This window comes from Streptomyces sp. NPDC039465, from assembly GCF_055639315.1.
In genome coordinates this window covers 62793-78987 of record NZ_JBVKAP010000015.1, presented here as the reverse complement: position 1 = coordinate 78987, position 16195 = coordinate 62793, and the positions used below count along the sequence as shown (strand labels likewise).

At 70.9% G+C, this 16195-nt stretch carries 17 protein-coding genes; 6 read left to right on the top strand and 11 right to left on the bottom strand.

What is annotated here, in order from left to right:
* Positions 1-42 precede the first annotated feature (42 nt).
* The 5 genes from rlmB to ACZ7LT_RS32985 all read right to left on the bottom strand — a co-directional run bounded on the left by rlmB (position 43) and on the right by ACZ7LT_RS32985 (position 4599).
* A complete protein-coding gene (rlmB, locus tag ACZ7LT_RS33005; protein ID WP_471239780.1) occupies positions 43-1002 on the bottom strand; it encodes a 23S rRNA (guanosine(2251)-2'-O)-methyltransferase RlmB in 960 nt (319 codons plus the stop codon).
* Between the two features lie 101 nt (positions 1003-1103).
* Positions 1104-2504, bottom strand: coding sequence for a cysteine--tRNA ligase (gene cysS, locus ACZ7LT_RS33000; protein ID WP_471239779.1), 1401 nt, complete (start codon positions 2502-2504; stop codon positions 1104-1106).
* 110 nt (positions 2505-2614) lie between these two features.
* Entirely contained in the window at positions 2615-3112 is a 498-nt protein-coding gene (ispF, locus tag ACZ7LT_RS32995; RefSeq protein WP_471239778.1) for a 2-C-methyl-D-erythritol 2,4-cyclodiphosphate synthase, read from the bottom strand.
* A complete protein-coding gene (gene ispD, locus ACZ7LT_RS32990; protein ID WP_471239777.1) occupies positions 3102-3839 on the bottom strand; it encodes a 2-C-methyl-D-erythritol 4-phosphate cytidylyltransferase in 738 nt (245 codons plus the stop codon). The genes ispF and ispD overlap by 11 nt, the downstream gene beginning before the upstream one ends.
* Before the next feature lie 277 nt (positions 3840-4116).
* Positions 4117-4599, bottom strand: a complete 483-nt coding sequence (locus ACZ7LT_RS32985; RefSeq protein WP_003953493.1) for a CarD family transcriptional regulator — start codon at positions 4597-4599, stop codon at positions 4117-4119.
* A 576-nt stretch (positions 4600-5175) separates the two neighbouring features.
* Between ACZ7LT_RS32985 and ACZ7LT_RS32980 the strand changes: the two genes are divergently transcribed.
* Complete coding sequence (locus ACZ7LT_RS32980; RefSeq protein WP_471239776.1) at positions 5176-5859, top strand: DUF461 domain-containing protein; 684 nt, start codon at positions 5176-5178, stop codon at positions 5857-5859.
* A 91-nt stretch (positions 5860-5950) separates the two neighbouring features.
* Here the strand turns inward: ACZ7LT_RS32980 and phoP are convergent, their stop codons facing one another.
* Positions 5951-6622, bottom strand: a complete 672-nt coding sequence (phoP, locus tag ACZ7LT_RS32975) for a response regulator transcription factor (RefSeq protein ID WP_465270246.1) — start codon at positions 6620-6622, stop codon at positions 5951-5953.
* Between the two features lie 5 nt (positions 6623-6627).
* A complete protein-coding gene (gene phoR, locus ACZ7LT_RS32970) occupies positions 6628-7872 on the bottom strand; it encodes a two-component system sensor histidine kinase PhoR (protein WP_471239775.1) in 1245 nt (414 codons plus the stop codon).
* 263 nt (positions 7873-8135) lie between these two features.
* Here phoR and phoU point away from each other — a divergent pair, with 263 nt between their 5' ends.
* Complete coding sequence (gene phoU, locus ACZ7LT_RS32965; RefSeq protein WP_019887467.1) at positions 8136-8816, top strand: phosphate signaling complex protein PhoU; 681 nt, start codon at positions 8136-8138, stop codon at positions 8814-8816.
* Positions 8817-8920: 104 nt separating this feature from the next.
* Positions 8921-9073, top strand: coding sequence for a hypothetical protein (locus ACZ7LT_RS32960; RefSeq protein ID WP_471239774.1), 153 nt, complete (start codon positions 8921-8923; stop codon positions 9071-9073).
* A 55-nt stretch (positions 9074-9128) separates the two neighbouring features.
* On the opposite strand, the gene ACZ7LT_RS32955 is transcribed toward ACZ7LT_RS32960, so the two are convergent.
* Both ACZ7LT_RS32955 and ACZ7LT_RS32950 read right to left on the bottom strand, forming a co-directional pair.
* Positions 9129-9632: a GNAT family N-acetyltransferase gene (locus ACZ7LT_RS32955; protein WP_471239773.1), complete on the bottom strand. Its 504-nt coding sequence runs from the start codon at positions 9630-9632 to the stop codon at positions 9129-9131.
* Positions 9633-9750: 118 nt separating this feature from the next.
* Positions 9751-10509 (bottom strand): phosphoglyceromutase, encoded by a 759-nt coding sequence (locus ACZ7LT_RS32950; RefSeq protein ID WP_471239772.1) that lies wholly within the window; start codon positions 10507-10509, stop codon positions 9751-9753.
* Positions 10510-10701: 192 nt separating this feature from the next.
* Here ACZ7LT_RS32950 and ACZ7LT_RS32945 point away from each other — a divergent pair, with 192 nt between their 5' ends.
* Positions 10702-11991, top strand: coding sequence for an MDR family MFS transporter (locus ACZ7LT_RS32945; protein WP_471239771.1), 1290 nt, complete (start codon positions 10702-10704; stop codon positions 11989-11991).
* A gap of 48 nt (positions 11992-12039) precedes the next feature.
* On the opposite strand, the gene ACZ7LT_RS32940 is transcribed toward ACZ7LT_RS32945, so the two are convergent.
* Together ACZ7LT_RS32940 and mshA are read right to left on the bottom strand one after the other, a co-directional pair.
* Positions 12040-12531: a type III secretion system chaperone family protein gene (locus ACZ7LT_RS32940; protein WP_471239770.1), complete on the bottom strand. Its 492-nt coding sequence runs from the start codon at positions 12529-12531 to the stop codon at positions 12040-12042.
* Positions 12524-13867: a D-inositol-3-phosphate glycosyltransferase gene (gene mshA / locus ACZ7LT_RS32935; RefSeq protein ID WP_471239769.1), complete on the bottom strand. Its 1344-nt coding sequence runs from the start codon at positions 13865-13867 to the stop codon at positions 12524-12526. Before mshA ends, ACZ7LT_RS32940 begins: the two co-directional genes overlap by 8 nt.
* Positions 13868-14068: 201 nt before the next feature.
* Here mshA and ACZ7LT_RS32930 point away from each other — a divergent pair, with 201 nt between their 5' ends.
* Both ACZ7LT_RS32930 and ACZ7LT_RS32925 read left to right on the top strand, forming a co-directional pair.
* Positions 14069-14866 (top strand): class I SAM-dependent methyltransferase, encoded by a 798-nt coding sequence (locus ACZ7LT_RS32930; protein WP_471239768.1) that lies wholly within the window; start codon positions 14069-14071, stop codon positions 14864-14866.
* A gap of 223 nt (positions 14867-15089) precedes the next feature.
* Complete coding sequence (locus ACZ7LT_RS32925) at positions 15090-16133, top strand: C40 family peptidase (protein WP_471239767.1); 1044 nt, start codon at positions 15090-15092, stop codon at positions 16131-16133.
* Positions 16134-16195: the final 62 nt, after the last annotated feature.

Sequence of the window (16195 nt, the reverse complement as noted above, 5' to 3'; positions counted from 1 at the left end):
CGATCAGGGCCCTGTTCCGGGGCCCGCTGGAGGGCTGGAAGGTCAGTGCTTACGGCGCCGGGCGACCTCGTAGAGGACGATGCCGGCGGCGACGCCGGCGTTCAGCGACTCGGCGCCACCGGGCATGGCGATACGGACGCGGTAGTCGCACGTCTCGCCGACGAGGCGGCCGAGGCCCTTGCCCTCGCTGCCGATGACGATGACGACCGGGCCGTCGAGCGCCTCCAGGTCCTCGACGGTGTGCTCGCCGTCGGCGGCGAGGCCGACGACGGTGAGGCCTTCCTTCTGGAAGCCCTCAAGCGCGCGCGTGAGGTTGGTGACGCGGGAGACCGGGGTCCGGGCGGCGGTACCGGCCGAGGACTTCCAGGCACCGGCGGTCATGCCGGCCGCGCGGCGCTCGGGGACGACGACGCCGTGACCGCCGAAGGCGGAGACGGAGCGGACGATGGCGCCGAGGTTGCGCGGGTCGGTGACGCCGTCGAGGGCGACGATCAGCGGGTCCTCATGGGCGTCGTAGGCCGCGGCGGTCAGGTCCTCGGGGTGCGCGTACTCGTACGGCGGGACCTGGAGGACGAGGCCCTGGTGGTTGAGGCCGTTGGTCATCCGGTCGAGCTCGGGGCGGGGGGCCTCCATCAGGTGGATGTTGCCGCGCTCGCCGGCGAGCTTGAGGACGTCACGGACGCGCTCGTCGTTGTCGATGAACTGCTGGACGTACAGCGTGGTCGCCGGGACGCCGTCGCGCAGGGCCTCGAAGACGGGGTTGCGGCCGACGACCATCTCGGAGGTGCCCTTGGGGCCGCCGCGGCGGGGGGCCGGGCGGCGGTGGGCGGCCTGCTTGGCCTGGGCGTTGGCGATGCGGTTCTTCTTGTGTCCCTTACGGGCGGAGGCGGGCGGCGTGGGTCCCTTACCCTCGAGGCCCTTGCGCCGCTGGCCACCGCTGCCGACCGTCGCGCCCTTCTTGTTGGACGTGCGGCGGTTCCTGCGCTGGCTGTTCCCGGCCATGACTACCTGTTTCCTGTGAATCTCCATCTACACGTATATGTAGATCGTACGTATATGAGAGATGTGCCGCCCGGCCCGCCGAGCGGCACATCAGCGGCGGCTCAGCGGCCGCCCAGCGTCCACCGGGGCCCGTCGGGGCTGTCCTCGATGACCAGGCCGGACTGGTTGAGCTGGTCGCGGATGGCGTCCGCCGTCGCCCAGTCCTTGCGCTCCCGGGCCGCCTCGCGCTGCTGGAGCACCAGGCGTACGAGGCTGTCGACGACGCCGTGCAGATCCTCGCCGCGGTCGGCCTCGCCGGCCCACTGGGGGTCGAGCGGGTCCAGGCCGAGGACGCCGAGCATGGCCCGTACCTCGGAGAGGCGGGCGATGGCCTCGTCCTTGTCGTCGGCGGCCAGGGCGCTGTTGCCCTGGCGGACGGTGGTGTGGATGACGGCGAGCGCCTGCGGGACGCCCAGGTCGTCGTCCATGGCCTCGGCGAAGGCTGGCGGGACCTCCGCGGACGGCTCGACGGGTCCCCCCGCCTTCTCGACGACGCGCTGGATGAAGCCCTCGATCCGCGCGAACGCGGACTCGGCCTCACGCAGGGCCTCCTCGCTGTACTCGATCATCGACCGGTAGTGCGGGGTGCCCAGGTAGTAGCGGAGCACGATCGGGCGCCAGTGCTTGACCATCTCGGAGACGAGCACCGAGTTGCCGAGCGACTTGGACATCTTCTCGCCGCTCATCGTGACCCAGGCGTTGTGCACCCAGTACGAGGCGAAGTCGTCGCCGTAGGCCTTGGCCTGGGCGATCTCGTTCTCGTGGTGGGGGAAGATCAGGTCGAGGCCGCCGCCGTGGATGTCGAAGGCGGAGCCGAGGTACTTGTGGGCCATGGCGGAGCACTCCAGGTGCCAGCCCGGCCGGCCCCTGCCCCACGGCGTCTCCCAGTCGGGCTCGCCCGGCTTGGTCGCCTTCCACATCGCGAAGTCGCGCGGGTCGCGCTTGCCGGTGATGCCCTCCTCGGCGGGCTGGCGCAGGTCGTCGATGTCCTGGTTGGACAGCGCCAGATAGCCGGGGAAGGACCGCACGTCGAAGTAGACGCTGCCGTCCGCCTCGTAGGCGTGGCCGCGCTCGATGAGGCCGCGCATCATCTCGACCATCTCGGTGACATGACCGGTCGCGCGGGGCTCGTACGTGGGCGGCAGGCAACCGAGCACGTCGTAGCCGGAGTTGAAGGCGCGCTCGTTCTCGTAGCCGATGGACCACCAGGGGCGGCCCTGGTCACCGGACTTCGCGATGATCTTGTCGTCGATGTCGGTGACGTTGCGGACGAAGGTGACGTCGTAGCCGCGGTACTCGAACCAGCGGCGCATGATGTCGAAGTTCAGTCCGGAGCGGATGTGCCCGATGTGCGGGGCCGCCTGCACGGTGGCGCCACAGAGGTAGATCGAGACGCAGCCCGGCGTGAGCGGGATGAAATCACGGATCTGCCGGGCGCTGGTGTCGTACAGGCGAATAGTCACCACTCCAGGGTAGTGGGCCCATAGCAGTGCCCCGCGACCCTTCCGCGGTCACGGGGCGCTTTTTTCGGACCTCCGGGACGCCTGGGGCGTGGCGCACGGGCCCCAGGGGCTCAGGACGTACGCACCACGAGTGCCGTGGCGATGGCGGCGAGACCCTCGGCGCGGCCGGTGAGACCGAGCCCGTCGGTGGTCGTGCCGGAGACGGAGACCGGCGCGCCGACGGCGGCGCTCAGCACCTTCTGCGCCTCGTCGCGCCGCTTGCCCACCTTCGGCCGTACGCCGATGACCTGGACGGCGACGTTGCCGATCTCGAATCCCTCGGCGCGGACGATCCGGGCGGCCTCCGCGAGGAGGGTCACGCCGGAGGCGCCGGACCATTCGGGGCGGGAGGTGCCGAAGTGGGCGCCGAGGTCGCCGATTCCGGCGGCGGAGAAGAGCGCGTCGCAGGCGGCGTGGGCGGCGACGTCACCGTCGGAGTGCCCGGCGAGCCCGAACCCGTCGTTCTCCGGGCCGTCCCAGAGCAGTCCCGCGCACCACAGCTCGCGGCCCTGCTCGAAGGCGTGCACGTCCGTACCGATACCCACCAGGGGCAGGCTGCTAGAAGCCATCGTTGGCCCTCCTGCGGGCGAGAACCGCCTCGGCGAGTACGAGATCCAGCGGCCGCGTGACCTTGAAGGCCTCTTCGTGGCCGGGGACGACGACGACCTGGAGGCCGAGCTGCTCCACCATGCTCGCGTCGTCGGTGACGTTGTCGGTGACGGTCGCGTGGGCGCGCATGAGCGTGTCGCGCTCGAAGCCCTGGGGGGTCTGCACCGCCCGCAGCAGGGACCGCTCGGGCGTGGCGACGACCGGCTCCGGCTCGCCCTTCACGCCCGGCTCGACCTGCTTGACGGTGTCCGCGAGCGGCAGCGCGGGGACGACGGCGAGGGCGCCGTCCCGTACGGCCTCGATGACCGCGTCGACGGTGTCGACGGGGACGAGGGGCCGGGCGGCGTCATGGACGAGGACGGTCGTGATGGACTCGGGGAGCGCTTCGAGGCCGAGGCGGACGGAGTCCTGGCGGGTCTCCCCGCCCGGGACGACGAGGTAGTCCGTGCGCTCGGGCAGGGCGTGGGTGTCGAGGAGGTTCTTGACCTCGCCGGCCCCGTCGGGCGGGGCGACCACGACCACGAGCGAGACGGCGCGGGACGCCGCCATCGCACGCACGGCGTGAATGAGCATGGGCGTGCCGTTCAGCGCGCGGAGCGCCTTGGGGGCGCCCGGGCCCAGGCGTACGCCCCGGCCGGCCGCGGGGATCACCGCGGCAGTGCGGGCAGGGCGCGTTTCGTCTGACATCGGTTGCTCTCCGGCAGGTTTGTTCGCTCGGCCGACGTGGGTATGGCCTTGGGGGCAACCCCCGGCCGAAGGTTGGGGAGTGCCGGGCACGGCGCCCTTGACCGGACCCTTCCGTGACACTGGTTGAGACCAGCTGCGCCAACGGCCCGCCCGGCACGCGAGGGGTGGTTTCAGGGGAGTGATACGCAGACCGGTGCAGACATGCCGCAGCGCCCGGCGACAGGGCTGCTTTCACAGCTTGTCAGCGGGCACCGCGGCATTGGCCTATTGACCTGCGTCAGGACGCGAGGACCTCGTCGAGCAGGGCCTCGGCCTTGTCCTCGTTCGTGTTCTCCGCGAGGGCCAGCTCGCTCACCAGAATCTGCCGAGCCTTGGCGAGCATTCGCTTCTCACCTGCGGAAAGTCCGCGCTCGCGCTCCCGGCGCCACAGGTCGCGCACCACTTCGGCGACCTTGATGACATCGCCGGAGGCGAGCTTCTCGAGATTTGCCTTGTAGCGACGGGACCAGTTCGTCGGCTCTTCGGCGTACGGCGCGCGCAGCACCTCGAAGACCCGGTCCAGCCCGTCCTGACCGACCACATCGCGCACACCGACGAACTCCGCATTGTCCGCAGGCACACGTACCGTCAAGTCGCCCTGGGCGACCTTGAGCACCAAGTAGGTCTTGTCCACGCCTTTGATCTGGCGAGTTTCGATGGCCTCGATCAGCGCGGCCCCGTGATGGGGATAGACCACGGTGTCGCCAACCTTGAACGTCATGTGACAGGTACCCCTTCCGTGGCTATCCAGGGTAACACGGATACGGCTTCTTCTGAATGGCGTTTTCGCAGGTCAGGGCATATCTCAGGGCTTGACAACAGCAACCGGAACGTGCTGCGGAGGGCTTGCGGAAGGGGGTATTCGCAGGTCGGAGCCGCTGCACAGGGGGGCAGAAACCCGCACGTTACACACACTTGGCGGGCCTCCAGGGGGGTCGAACGTCCCGGTTTGCCGGTTCCTACAGGTGATCTTCCCGTACTCCGTTCGGACGTCGGTCACCCGTACGGATGCATCCTCGCCGAATCTTGGAAATTGATCACCTGGCGATCGGTGAGTGATCAGGGATGGGTATTCGGGTAACGACGCGGACGGAATGCGGGACGGTTCCTGAATTGATCAAGGCGATTATGTGAACAGCGGCACAAACGCCGGGGAGGGGCGTACGGAGCGGCCGCCGGTGCCGGCATGGGGCGGGTCGGGTGCGGCGGGGGAAGGACGGCTCGGTAACCTGAGCGCGCTGACACAAGCACAGCCTGTCCCCAGTCCGTCCCGTACGTCCTAGGAGATGCCGCCGCCGTGAGCCGCAGCCTTCGACGCGGCGCCCTCGCCGCCACCGCCATCGTCTTCTCGATCGCCTCGCTCTCCGCCTGCGGCGCCGGCAACGACGCCCAGACGCTCGGCGTCAAGCCGGACACCGACTACGTCTCCGTGGACGATGTCAAGATCCAGAACGCCCTGGTGATCACCCAGCCGAAGGCCGGGGAGGGCCCCGCCGTCGTGTCCGCGACGATCTTCAACAACGGCCGCGAGGAGCAGACGCTCGACTCGATCACCCTGCCCGGCACCAAGGCCACCGTGAAGCTCACGCCGGCCACGGGCGCGGGCGCCGTCACGGTCCCGGCCGGCGGTTCGGTCATCCTCGGCGGCAAGGACAACGCCTCCGCGGTCGTCGAGAACGGCAGCGAGGCGGGCAGGGTCGGCGACGCGCAGGAGATCGTCTTCAAGCTGAGCGAGACCGGCGACGTCAAGCTGGAGGCGCTCGTGGTCCCCGCCAAGAGTTACTTCACGGAGTTCGGCCCGACCGAGGTCCCGAAGCCGCCGGCCTCGCCGCAGCCGGGCGCGTCGGGCTCGCCGGCCACCGGCGCGAGCAAGCCGGCCAAGCCGGGTAAGCCGGGCGACGACCCGGCGCAGGGCGCCTCCACGGCCCCCTCGGACGCCGCCTCGGCGTCGTCGTCGGCCTCGCACGGCGCCGGTCACTGAGCGCACGTACGGACACATACGGGTGCGCCCCGCCGGTGGAATCCGGCGGGGCGCACCCGTATGAAGAGGCTGAGCCGTAAGGCCTACGGGTTTACGGCTCGAACTTGTAGCCGAGGCCGCGGACCGTGACCAGGTAGCGCGGGGCGCCCGGGTCCGGCTCGATCTTGGCGCGCAGGCGCTTGACGTGGACGTCGAGGGTCTTGGTGTCGCCGACGTAGTCCGCGCCCCATACCCGGTCGATGAGCTGCATACGGGTCAGTACGCGGCCCGCGTTGCGCAGCAGCATCTCCAGCAGGTCGAACTCCTTCAGCGGGAGGTCGACCTTGCCGCCCGAGACGGTGACGACGTGGCGGTCCACGTCCATCCGGACCGGGCCCGCCTCCAGGGCGGCCGGGGTGACCTCCTCCGGCTCGCCGCGGCGGCGCAGGACGGCGCGGATACGGGCGACCAGCTCCCGCGAGGAGAAGGGCTTGGTGACGTAGTCGTCGGCTCCTATCTCCAGGCCCACGACCTTGTCGATCTCGCTGTCCTTGGCGGTCACCATGATGACCGGGACGTTGGAGCGGCCGCGCAGCTGCCGGCAGACCTCCGTACCGGGCAGCCCGGGCAGCATCAGGTCGAGCAGGACGAGGTCGGCACCGTTGCGCTCGAACTCGTCGAGGCCGTCGGGCCCGGTGGCCGCCACGGCGACCTCGAAGCCCTCCTTACGGAGCATGTAGGACAGGGCGTCGCTGAAGGATTCCTCATCCTCGACGACAAGCACTCGGGTCACGGAAGGACCTCCGGGGCGGGGAGCGGTTCGGTGGTGTTCACGGTGTCGGTGTCGGGGTCGGCGGTGTCCGCGCGGGACGAGCGGGCGCGGCCCGCTCCGGCCTCGGGCAGCCGCAGGGTGAAGGTGGAGCCCTGTCCTTCGGTGCTCCAGACGGTGACCTCCCCGCCGTGCGAGGCGGCCACGTGCTTGACGATGGCCAGGCCCAGGCCCGTACCGCCGGTGGCGCGGGAGCGGGCGGGGTCGACGCGGTAGAAGCGCTCGAAGATGCGCTCCTTGTCCTTGTCGGGGATGCCGAGGCCCTGGTCGGTGACGGCGATCTCGATGAGGTCCCCGCCGGGTGCGGCGACGCGGCGCGCGGCGATGCCGACGCGGGTGCGGGCCGGTGAGTAGTTGACGGCGTTCTCGACGAGGTTGCCGAGGGCGGCGGCGAGCTGGCCGCGGTGGCCCCACAGCCGCAGCTCGGCGGTGCCTCCGGCGGCCATGGTGATCTGCTTGGTGGAGGCGGCGTGCCGGGAGCGGTCGATGGCCTCGGCGACCAGTTCGTCGACCCGTACGGGCTCGGCGTCCTCCAGGGGGTCGTCGTTCTGGACCCGGGAGAGGTCGATGAGCTCCTGGACGAGGTTGGTGAGCCGGGTCGCCTCGATCTGCATACGGCCGGCGAAGCGGGTGACCGCCTCCGGGTCGTCGGAGGCGTCCATGACGGCCTCCGAGAGCAGGGAGAGCGCGCCGACCGGGGTCTTGAGCTCGTGGCTCACATTGGCGACGAAGTCGCGGCGTACCGCTTCTATACGGCGGGCTTCGGTGAGGTCCTCGACGAGCAGGAGGACCAGGCGGGAGCCGAGGGGGGCCACTCTGGCGGAGACGGCGAGGGCCTCGCCGCGTCCAGTGCCGCGCCGGGGAAGGTCGAGTTCGACCTGTCGTATCTCGCCGTCGCGGCGGGTGTCGCGGGCCATGTGGAGCATCGGCTCCACGGCCAGCTTGCCGCCCCGGACCAGGCCGAGGGCGTACGCCGCCGAGCTCGCCTTGACCACGGAGTCGCTCTCGTCGAGGACGACCGCGGAGGAGCGGAGCACGGACAGCACCGTGTCGACACCGGGCGGGAGCACGGCGTCGGTGTGCAGTGACGTACGGGTGGGGCGCGCCTGGTCGCGCTCGCTCCAGCGGAACGCCAGCATGGCGATCACGCCGGTGCACACCCCGGCGATCGCGGCCAATGCGGCGACCGCCGCGTTCACGTCCATGCATCCAGGTTATGCGTGGCCGTAGACACTCTCCCAGCCGTCGGAGTGGCTGCTCGAACAGTCGTCGCCCAGAGTTCACCGTGGGGACGGGGCTGGTTCATTTGGGCGGAAAGAGATCACTGGGTACGTCGCCCAGAGTTCACCGAGGGGAAAGAGCCGGTTCACTTGTCATGGAGAAGCCGGACGCGTACGGGTCCGACCGTGGGAGCGTGAGGGTCCGAAGCCTCACCCGGACCCCGGTCACTGTGTAGAGAGGGACATCCATGCGTGACGCGTACCACGAGGAACTTGACTCGATCGGCGAGGGCCTGGTCGAGATGGCCCGCCTTGTCGGGTCGGCGATCGGGCGCGCCACGACGGCCATGCTCGACGCCGACCTGAAGCTCGCCGAGAGCGTCATCGCGGCGGACCAGAAGGTGGACGACCTCCAGCACGACCTGGAGGCCCGGGCGATAGCGCTGCTCGCGCGCCAGCAGCCGGTCGCCACCGATCTGCGGATCGTCGTCACGTCGCTGCGGATGAGCGCGGACCTGGAGCGCTCCGGCGACCTGGCCCAGCACGTGGCCAAGCTCGCCCGGCTGCGCTTCCCGGACACGGCCGTGCCGCGGGACCTGCACGCCACGATCCTGCAGATGGGACAGCTGGCGCAGCGCCTGATGGCGAAGGCGGCGGAGGTCATCATCACGAAGGACGTCGACCTGGCGCTCCAGCTTGAGCACGACGACGACGAGATGGACCTGCTGCACCGGACGCTGTTCCAGCACCTGATGGACGACCGCTGGAAGCACGGCATCGAGACGGCCGTCGACGTGACGCTGCTGGGCCGCTACTACGAGCGGTTCGCGGACCACGCGGTCTCGGTCGCCAAGCGGGTCGTCTACCTGGTCACCGGCGAGTACGCGGACGAGCTCCAGCAGTCCGAGGCGCCGGTCGAGGGCGCGTAGGCGTTCGTTTAACCCTGTGCGCCGTTGATGCGCCCGGTTGTGTGGGCATGCAATGGGGAGAGGCGACGTACGCCTTGGACGTACGCCCTTTGAGGAGGGACCCCATGGCCGAATCCCCCACGACCGACACCCAGCAGCACGATGCTCCGGTGGACGTTGTGTTCCTGCCCGTCCTCGGCGCCTGCGGCTGCGGTTCGGGCTGTGGCTGCGGCTGCCAGTCGGGCGCGCCGTGCCAGTGCGGTGGCTGCTGCGGCTAGCGAGGGCCATCGAGGCCGAAGGGCTCCGCCTGTGGAAGGGCGGGGCCCTTCGGTGTCACGCGCCCGGCGACGCGAGAGGCGCGAGCGGGCCGTCGCCGGCGAGGTCGAGGACGCCGACCGTCTGACGGCCCGTGGTCTCGCCGGTCGGCAGGAAGCCGAGCTTGCGGTAGAACTCGCCCGGGCCGTGCTCCCCCGGCTCCCAGGACACGTACATCCGCGTCTCCCCGCGCCGCCGCACCTCCTCGGCCACGGCCGCCACGGCGAAGGTCCCGTACCCCTTCCCCTGCGCGTCGGCGGAGATGTTGAGCCGCCACAGGCCGCTGCGGCGTTCGTCGGGGTCCTTCTTCGCGTCCCACTGGATGCCGAGGAACGCCATCAGGAACCCGACCGGCTGGTCCCCGTCGAAGATGAGCCGCGGCCAGGCGGTCTCGCCGTGCGCGTAGGCCTCGGCGAGCGAGTGCATGACGGGCGCGACGTTCTTGTCCTGCTCAGGGCGGACCTTGAGTTCGAAGGCGTCGTAGACGTTGTCGGGGGTGATCTTCTCGAGTCGAAGGGTCATCCGCGCACCGTAAACGAAACGATCATGATCGCACCCCTGGATTTCGGCCCCCTACGGCAGAGCCCCCTGCCTGCGGAGGACCCGCGGGCAGGGGGCTCGGTCGCGTCGCGCCAGGGGGCTACTTCTTGCCCTGGTTCTTCACGGCCTCGATCGCCGCGGCCGCCGCGGTCGGGTCGAGGTACGTGCCGCCCGGGTTGAGCGGCTTGAAGTCGGCGTCGAGCTCGTAGGCGAGCGGGATGCCGGTGGGGATGTTGAGGCCCGCGATGTCGGCGTCGGAGATGCCGTCCAGGTGCTTGACCAGGGCGCGCAGGCTGTTGCCGTGGGCGGCGATCAGGACCGTGCGGCCGGCCAGCAGGTCCGGGACGATGCCGTCGTACCAGTACGGCAGCATGCGCTCGACGACGTCCTTCAGGCACTCGGTGCGCGGCCGCAGCTCCGAGGGGATCGTCGCGTAGCGGGCGTCGTTCGCCTGCGAGAACTCGTTGTCGTCGGCGAGGACCGGCGGCGGGGTGTCGTACGAACGACGCCAGAGCATGAACTGCTCCTCGCCGAACTCCGCGAGCGTCTGCGCCTTGTCCTTGCCCTGCAGCGCGCCGTAGTGGCGCTCGTTCAGGCGCCAGGAGCGGTGGACCGGGATCCAGTGGCGGTCGGCGGCCTCCAGGGCGAGCTGCGCCGTGCGGATGGCGCGCTTCTGGAGGGAGGTGTGCAGCACGTCGGGGAGCAGACCGGCGTCCTTGAGCAGCTCACCGCCGCGGACCGCCTCCTTCTCGCCCTTCTCGGTGAGGTTGACGTCCACCCAGCCGGTGAACAGGTTCTTCGCGTTCCAGTCGCTCTCGCCGTGGCGGAGGAGGATCAGCTTGTACGGTGCGTCGGCCATGCGTACGAGCGTAATGGACGGCCGGGACGGAGACGGAACCGTGGCGGACGGCACCGACGGTTGACGCCTCCCGTCAAATGAATGGCCGCCGTAAGGCCCCGACCAGTAGGTTGCGGTTGTAAGTCGCGGCTTCCGGGTCAGCCGCTTACACGGCCTGCCTGCCGACTGCTGCCGCTCTGGGGGAAACGTCGTATGTCCATCGCCACGCTCAGACGCGCCGCCAAGGAGACCGTCTCGGGGATGCCCCCGGCGTTCTGGTGGCTGTGGACGAGCACCCTGGTCAACCGCCTCGGTGGCTTCGTCGCCACCTTCATGGCGCTCTACCTGACCCTGGAGCAGGGCCACTCCGCCTCGTACGCGGGTCTGGTGGCCGCCCTGCACGGACTCGGCGGGGTGATCTCCGCCCTCGGCGGGGGTGTGATGACCGACCGCCTCGGCCGGCGCCCCACGCTGCTGATCGCCCAGCTGTCGACCGCGGTCTCCGTCGCCGTCCTCGGCCTGATGCACCATCCGGCCGCCATCGCCGCCATGGCCTTCGTCGTCGGCGCCGCGTCCAACGCCTCCCGGCCCGCCGTGCAGGCGATGATGGCCGACATCGTCCCGCCCGAGGACCGGGTCCGCGCCTTCTCCCTCAACTACTGGGCCATCAACCTCGGTTTCGCCATCTCGTCGGCGGGCGCCGGGTTCATCGCCGAGTACAGCTATCTCGCCGGCTTCCTCGGCGAGGCCGCGCTGACGCTGGTCTGCGCGATCGTCGTCTTCCTCAAGATCCCCGAGTCCCGCCCGGCGGGGGCGGCCGGCCCGCTCTCCACGCGGAAGCCGGAGGAGGAGATCGGCCTCGGGGACGTGCTGCGCGACGGACGGTTCATGGGAGTCGTCGGGCTCTGCTTCCTCGTCGCGCTGATCTTCCAGCAGGGGTACGTGGGGCTGCCGGTGGCCATGGGCGCCGACGGCTTCTCCAGCTCGGACTACGGCATCGCCATCGCCGTCAACGGCGTGCTGATCGTCGCCCTCCAGATCCCCGTCACCCGCTTCATCCAGCACGGCGACCCGCGCAAGCTGCTGATCGTCTCCGCTGTGGTCGCGGGCTACGGCTTCGGGCTCACCGCCTTCGCCGACTCGATCGCCGTCTACGCCCTGACCGTGTGCGTGTGGACCCTCGCCGAAATCGTCAACTCACCGGTGCAGAGCGGTCTGGTGGTCCAGCTGTCCCCGGTCCACGGCCGCGGGCGCTACCAGGGCGTCTTCACGATGTCCTGGTCGGGGGCGGCGCTCGTCGCGCCGCTGATGTCCGGCTATGTCATCGACCACTACGGCGCGGAGTGGCTGTGGGGGGCGTGCGCGGTGCTCGGCATGGTCGCCGGGCTCGGGTACTGGCTGCTGATGCGGGGTCTGCCGCGCGAGGAGACACCGTCGACGGAGAAGGTGACGGCGGACGAGCCGGCGGAGGACGAGACGGGGGCGGCGAAGGTCGGCGCGTGAGCCGCGGGGGCGGCGCCCCGGAACGGGGCTCCCGGAGCGGCCCTCCCGTCAGTCCCCCGACCCCCGGGTCAGGTTCTTGAACGCGTCCAGGTTCCGCGTCGACTCGCCACGCGACACCCGCCAGGCGTACTCCTTGCGGATCGCGCTTGCGAAGCCCAGCTCCAGCAGGGTGTTGAACGCGCCGTCCGACGCCTCCAGGACCGAGCCCAGGAGGCGGTCCAGTTCCTCCGGCGTGACCGCCGCGAGGGGGAGTTTTCCGGTGAGGTAGATGTCGCCGAGGGGGTCGATCGCGTAACTCACGCCGTACAGCCGCAGGTTCCGCTCCAGCAGCCAGCGGTGGACGCCGTCGGTGTTCTCGTCCGGGTGGCGGATCACGAAGGCGTTCAGGGAGAGGGAGTGGCGGCCGACCCGCAGGGACACGGTCGTGGACAGCTTGCGCGTGCCGGGGAGTTTGACGACGTACGTGCCCGGCTCGGGGGACTCCCAGTCCAGTTCCGCGTCCTTGAGGGTGTCTTCGACGACCTGTCGCACGTCAGCCATGGTGCGAGCGTACGCGACGCCGGTGTTCCTGCATCGCCGCCAAGTAGACGTCCGCCGTGCCGGACGCGGCCGTGTCCCAGCCGAAGGAGCTCGCGTGGCGGGCCGCCGCCGCGCCCATGCGCGGGGTGAGGCCGGGGTCGGCGGTGAAGCGCCGCAGCGCCCGCGCGTAGTCGTCCGGGTCGTGGCCGGAGACGAGGAAGCCGGTCACCCCGTCCCGTACCGCCACCGGCAGCCCGCCGACCGCCGCCGCGACCACCGGTGTCCCCGCCGCCTGAGCCTCGATGGCGACCAGGCCGAAGGACTCGCTGTGCGACGGCATGACCAGCACGGACGCCGCCCGGAACCAGTCGGCGAGCCGGTCCTGCCCGACCGGCGGGTGGAAGCGGACGACATCGGCGATGCCGAGACGCGCGGCGAGCTTCTGCAGGCCCTCCGGCTTGGCGAGCCCGCTGCCGCTGGGGCCGCCGACGACCGGGACGACCATCCGGGACCGCAGCGACGGATCCTCGTCCAGGAGCCGGGCGGCCGCCCGCAGCAGGATGTCGGGGGCCTTCAGGGGCTGGATACGGCCCGCGAAGACGGGGATGAACGCGTCCGCGGGCAGTCCGAGCCGGGCCCGGGCGGCGGCCCGCCCGTCCAGCGGGCGGAAGCGGTCGAGGTTCACACCGGGGTGGACGACGGCGACCTTCGCCGGGTCGGCGTGGTAGAAGCGCGCCAGCTCATCGGCCTCTTCGGCGGTGTTGGCGATGAGCCGGTCGGCGGCGGCCACGATCTGGGTCTCGCCGATGACCCGCGCCGCGGGCTCGGGGGTGTCGCCCTCGGCGAGGGCGGCGTTCTTGACCTTGGCCATCGTGTGCATGGCGTGGACGAGGGGGACGCCCCAGCGTTCGGCGGCGAGCCAGCCGACATGGCCGGAGAGCCAGTAGTGGGAGTGGACCAGGTCGTAGTGGCCCGGCCGGTGGCCGGCCCAGGCCTGCATCACCCCGTGGGTGAAGGCGCAGAGCTGGGCGGGCAGGTCCTCCTTGGGCAGGCCCTCGTACGGACCCGCGTCGACGTGCCGTACGAGCACACCGGGGGCGAGTTCGACGACCGGCCGCAGCCCGCCCGTGGTCGCGCGCGTGAAGATCTCGACCTCGATGTTGATCGCGGCGAGGCGCTTGGCGAGCTCCACGATGTAGACGTTCATGCCGCCCGCGTCGCCGGTGCCCGGCTGGTGCAGCGGGGAGGTGTGGACGCTGAGCATGGCGACCCGGCGAGGGGGCCGGGGCCGGCCGGGGAGCCGGAGCCTGGACGGCCCGGCCAGGGAGCCGGCGAACCGGGACACGTACTGGCTCACGGCGACGGTCCTTCCGCTGGGGCAGGTCACTGGGTCACTCGGCAGATCGCGCCCGGCGCCGGGGGCCGGCGGTCGGGCATGACAACCAGAGGGCGCGCGGCGTCCTCCACGCGCCACAACACCGGAATGAGGTCTTTCATTTCCGTTTTGCCAATTCATTGCCGTGCCGGTCGGCGCGTCCTGACCGCTTACGCTCGTTCCATGGCCCCGCGCACCACCCGCCCCGTCGGCACGACGACCCGCGGGACCACCAATCCCAACCGGCTGCGCCGTATGGACCGCTGGATCGCCGCCGTCCACGGCCCGGCCCTGCGCCGCTGCGCCGAGGCCCCGGTCGCCGTCGACCTGGGGTACGGGGCGGCGCCCTGGACCGCTGTGGAGCTCCAGACCCGCCTGCGTACCGCCGATCCGCGCACCCGGGTCGTCGGGATCGAGATCGAACCGGCCCGGGTGGCCGCGGCGAAGCCGTACGAGCGCGAGGGGCTGACCTTCGTCCACGGCGGCTTCGAGGTGCCGGTACCCGGACAGGTCGATCTCATCCGCGCGGCGAACGTGCTCCGCCAGTACGACGAGGGGGAGGTCGCCGAGGTGTGGCGGCGGCTGTGCGGCCGGCTGGCGCCGGGCGGGCTGCTGGTGGAGGGGACCTGCGACGAGATCGGCCGCCGGCACGTGTGGGTGGCGCTGGGGCCCGAGGGGCCGCGGACGGTCACCTTCGCCACCCGCCTCGGGTCGCTGGAGCGCCCCTCCGACCTGGCCGAGCGGCTGCCGAAGGCGCTGATCCACCGCAATGTGCCGGGCGAGCCGGTGCACGCCTTCCTGCGTGACTTCGACCGGGCCTGGGCGGCGGCCGCGCCGTACGCCTCCCTGGGCGCCCGGCAGCGCTGGATCCGTACGGCGCGGGATCTGGCCGCCGACTGGCCGCTGGTGGACCCGCGGGGCCGCTGGCGGCAGGGCGAGATCACCGTCACCTGGGACGCCCTGGCGCCCAACTCGCCCTGAGCCGCCTCCCCCGGGGCTCTTGGCGGACGAGGCGCACGACACCGCCGGGCGAGGGAACGCACTCGGGCGATCTTTCGTCTCAGACGGGTGGATGTGGCCCGCCGGGCCGCCGGTACCTCTGTTGCTTTGGCGTGGCACATGGCACCATCGCCGATGTCGTCGAAAGTTACTGACGGTAAATCAGGTTTCGTGTGTACTGGTGTGCATCCGGAGGGGGAAGCTTGTGAACCGACGCCGTTACGCCACCGCCGCGCTCACCGTGGCCTGCGCCCTGACGGTGCTGGGAACGTCCATGCAGACGGCGTACGCCGCCCCGCTGCCGCCCCCGCCGAAGAAGAGCCTCGAAGAGGTCCGCAAGGAGATCGACGAGCTGTACCGCAAGGCGGCCGTCGCCACCGACGCGCACAACCTCGCCGAGGAGCGGGCCGAGCAGCAGTCGGCCGAGATCGTGCGGCTCGCCAAGGCGATCGTCGCGGGCCAGGCCCGGATCGACGACCTGAAGGCCCGCGCGGGCGCGGCCGCCCGCGCCCAGTACCGCGGCGGCGGCCTGCCCCCCGAGGCGCAGCTCGTACTCACCGACGACCCGCAGCTCTTCCTGGACGGCGCGGGCCGGCTCCGGCAGGGCCAGAAGGCCACCAAGGACCTGATCGCCGAACTGACGCGGACCCAGGGCGAGTTGCGGACGTACACCAAGGACGCCAGCACCGAGTGGACCAAGCTGGAGGCCAACCGCGTCAAGCAGGCCAAGGCCAAGAAGGACATCAACGACAAGATCGCCGCCGCGAAGAAGCTGGAATCCCAGCTGGAGGCGGCGGAGCTGGCCCGTCTGCTCAAGCTGGAGGAGCAGGAGCAGCACAAGAAGCAGACCGCCTGGCTGAACTCCGGCGTGCTGAAGGGGCTCAAGGGCGCCACGACCGAACAGGGCAGGGCGGCGGTCGCGTTCGCCACCAAGCAGATCGGGAAGCCGTACGTGTGGGGCGCCGAGGGCCCGGGCTCGTACGACTGCTCCGGGCTGACCCAGTCGGCCTGGGCGGCTGCGGGGCGCGGCATTCCGCGCACCTCGCAGGAGCAGTGGCGGCTGCTGCCCCGGGTGGACATCAAGGACATGCGGCCCGGCGACCTGATCATCTACTACAAGGACGCCAGCCACGTCGGGATGTACGTGGGCGGCGGAGCGATGGTGCACGCGCCACGGCCCGGCCGGAACGTGACGATGGCCGGCGCGGGCTCGATGGAGATCCTCGGGGTCGTCCGCCCGGCGTCGTAGCGGCCGACGGGGCCCCTGCATGTGGGCCCGTGTGCGGCCCATATGTGTGGGTTCATGTGTGA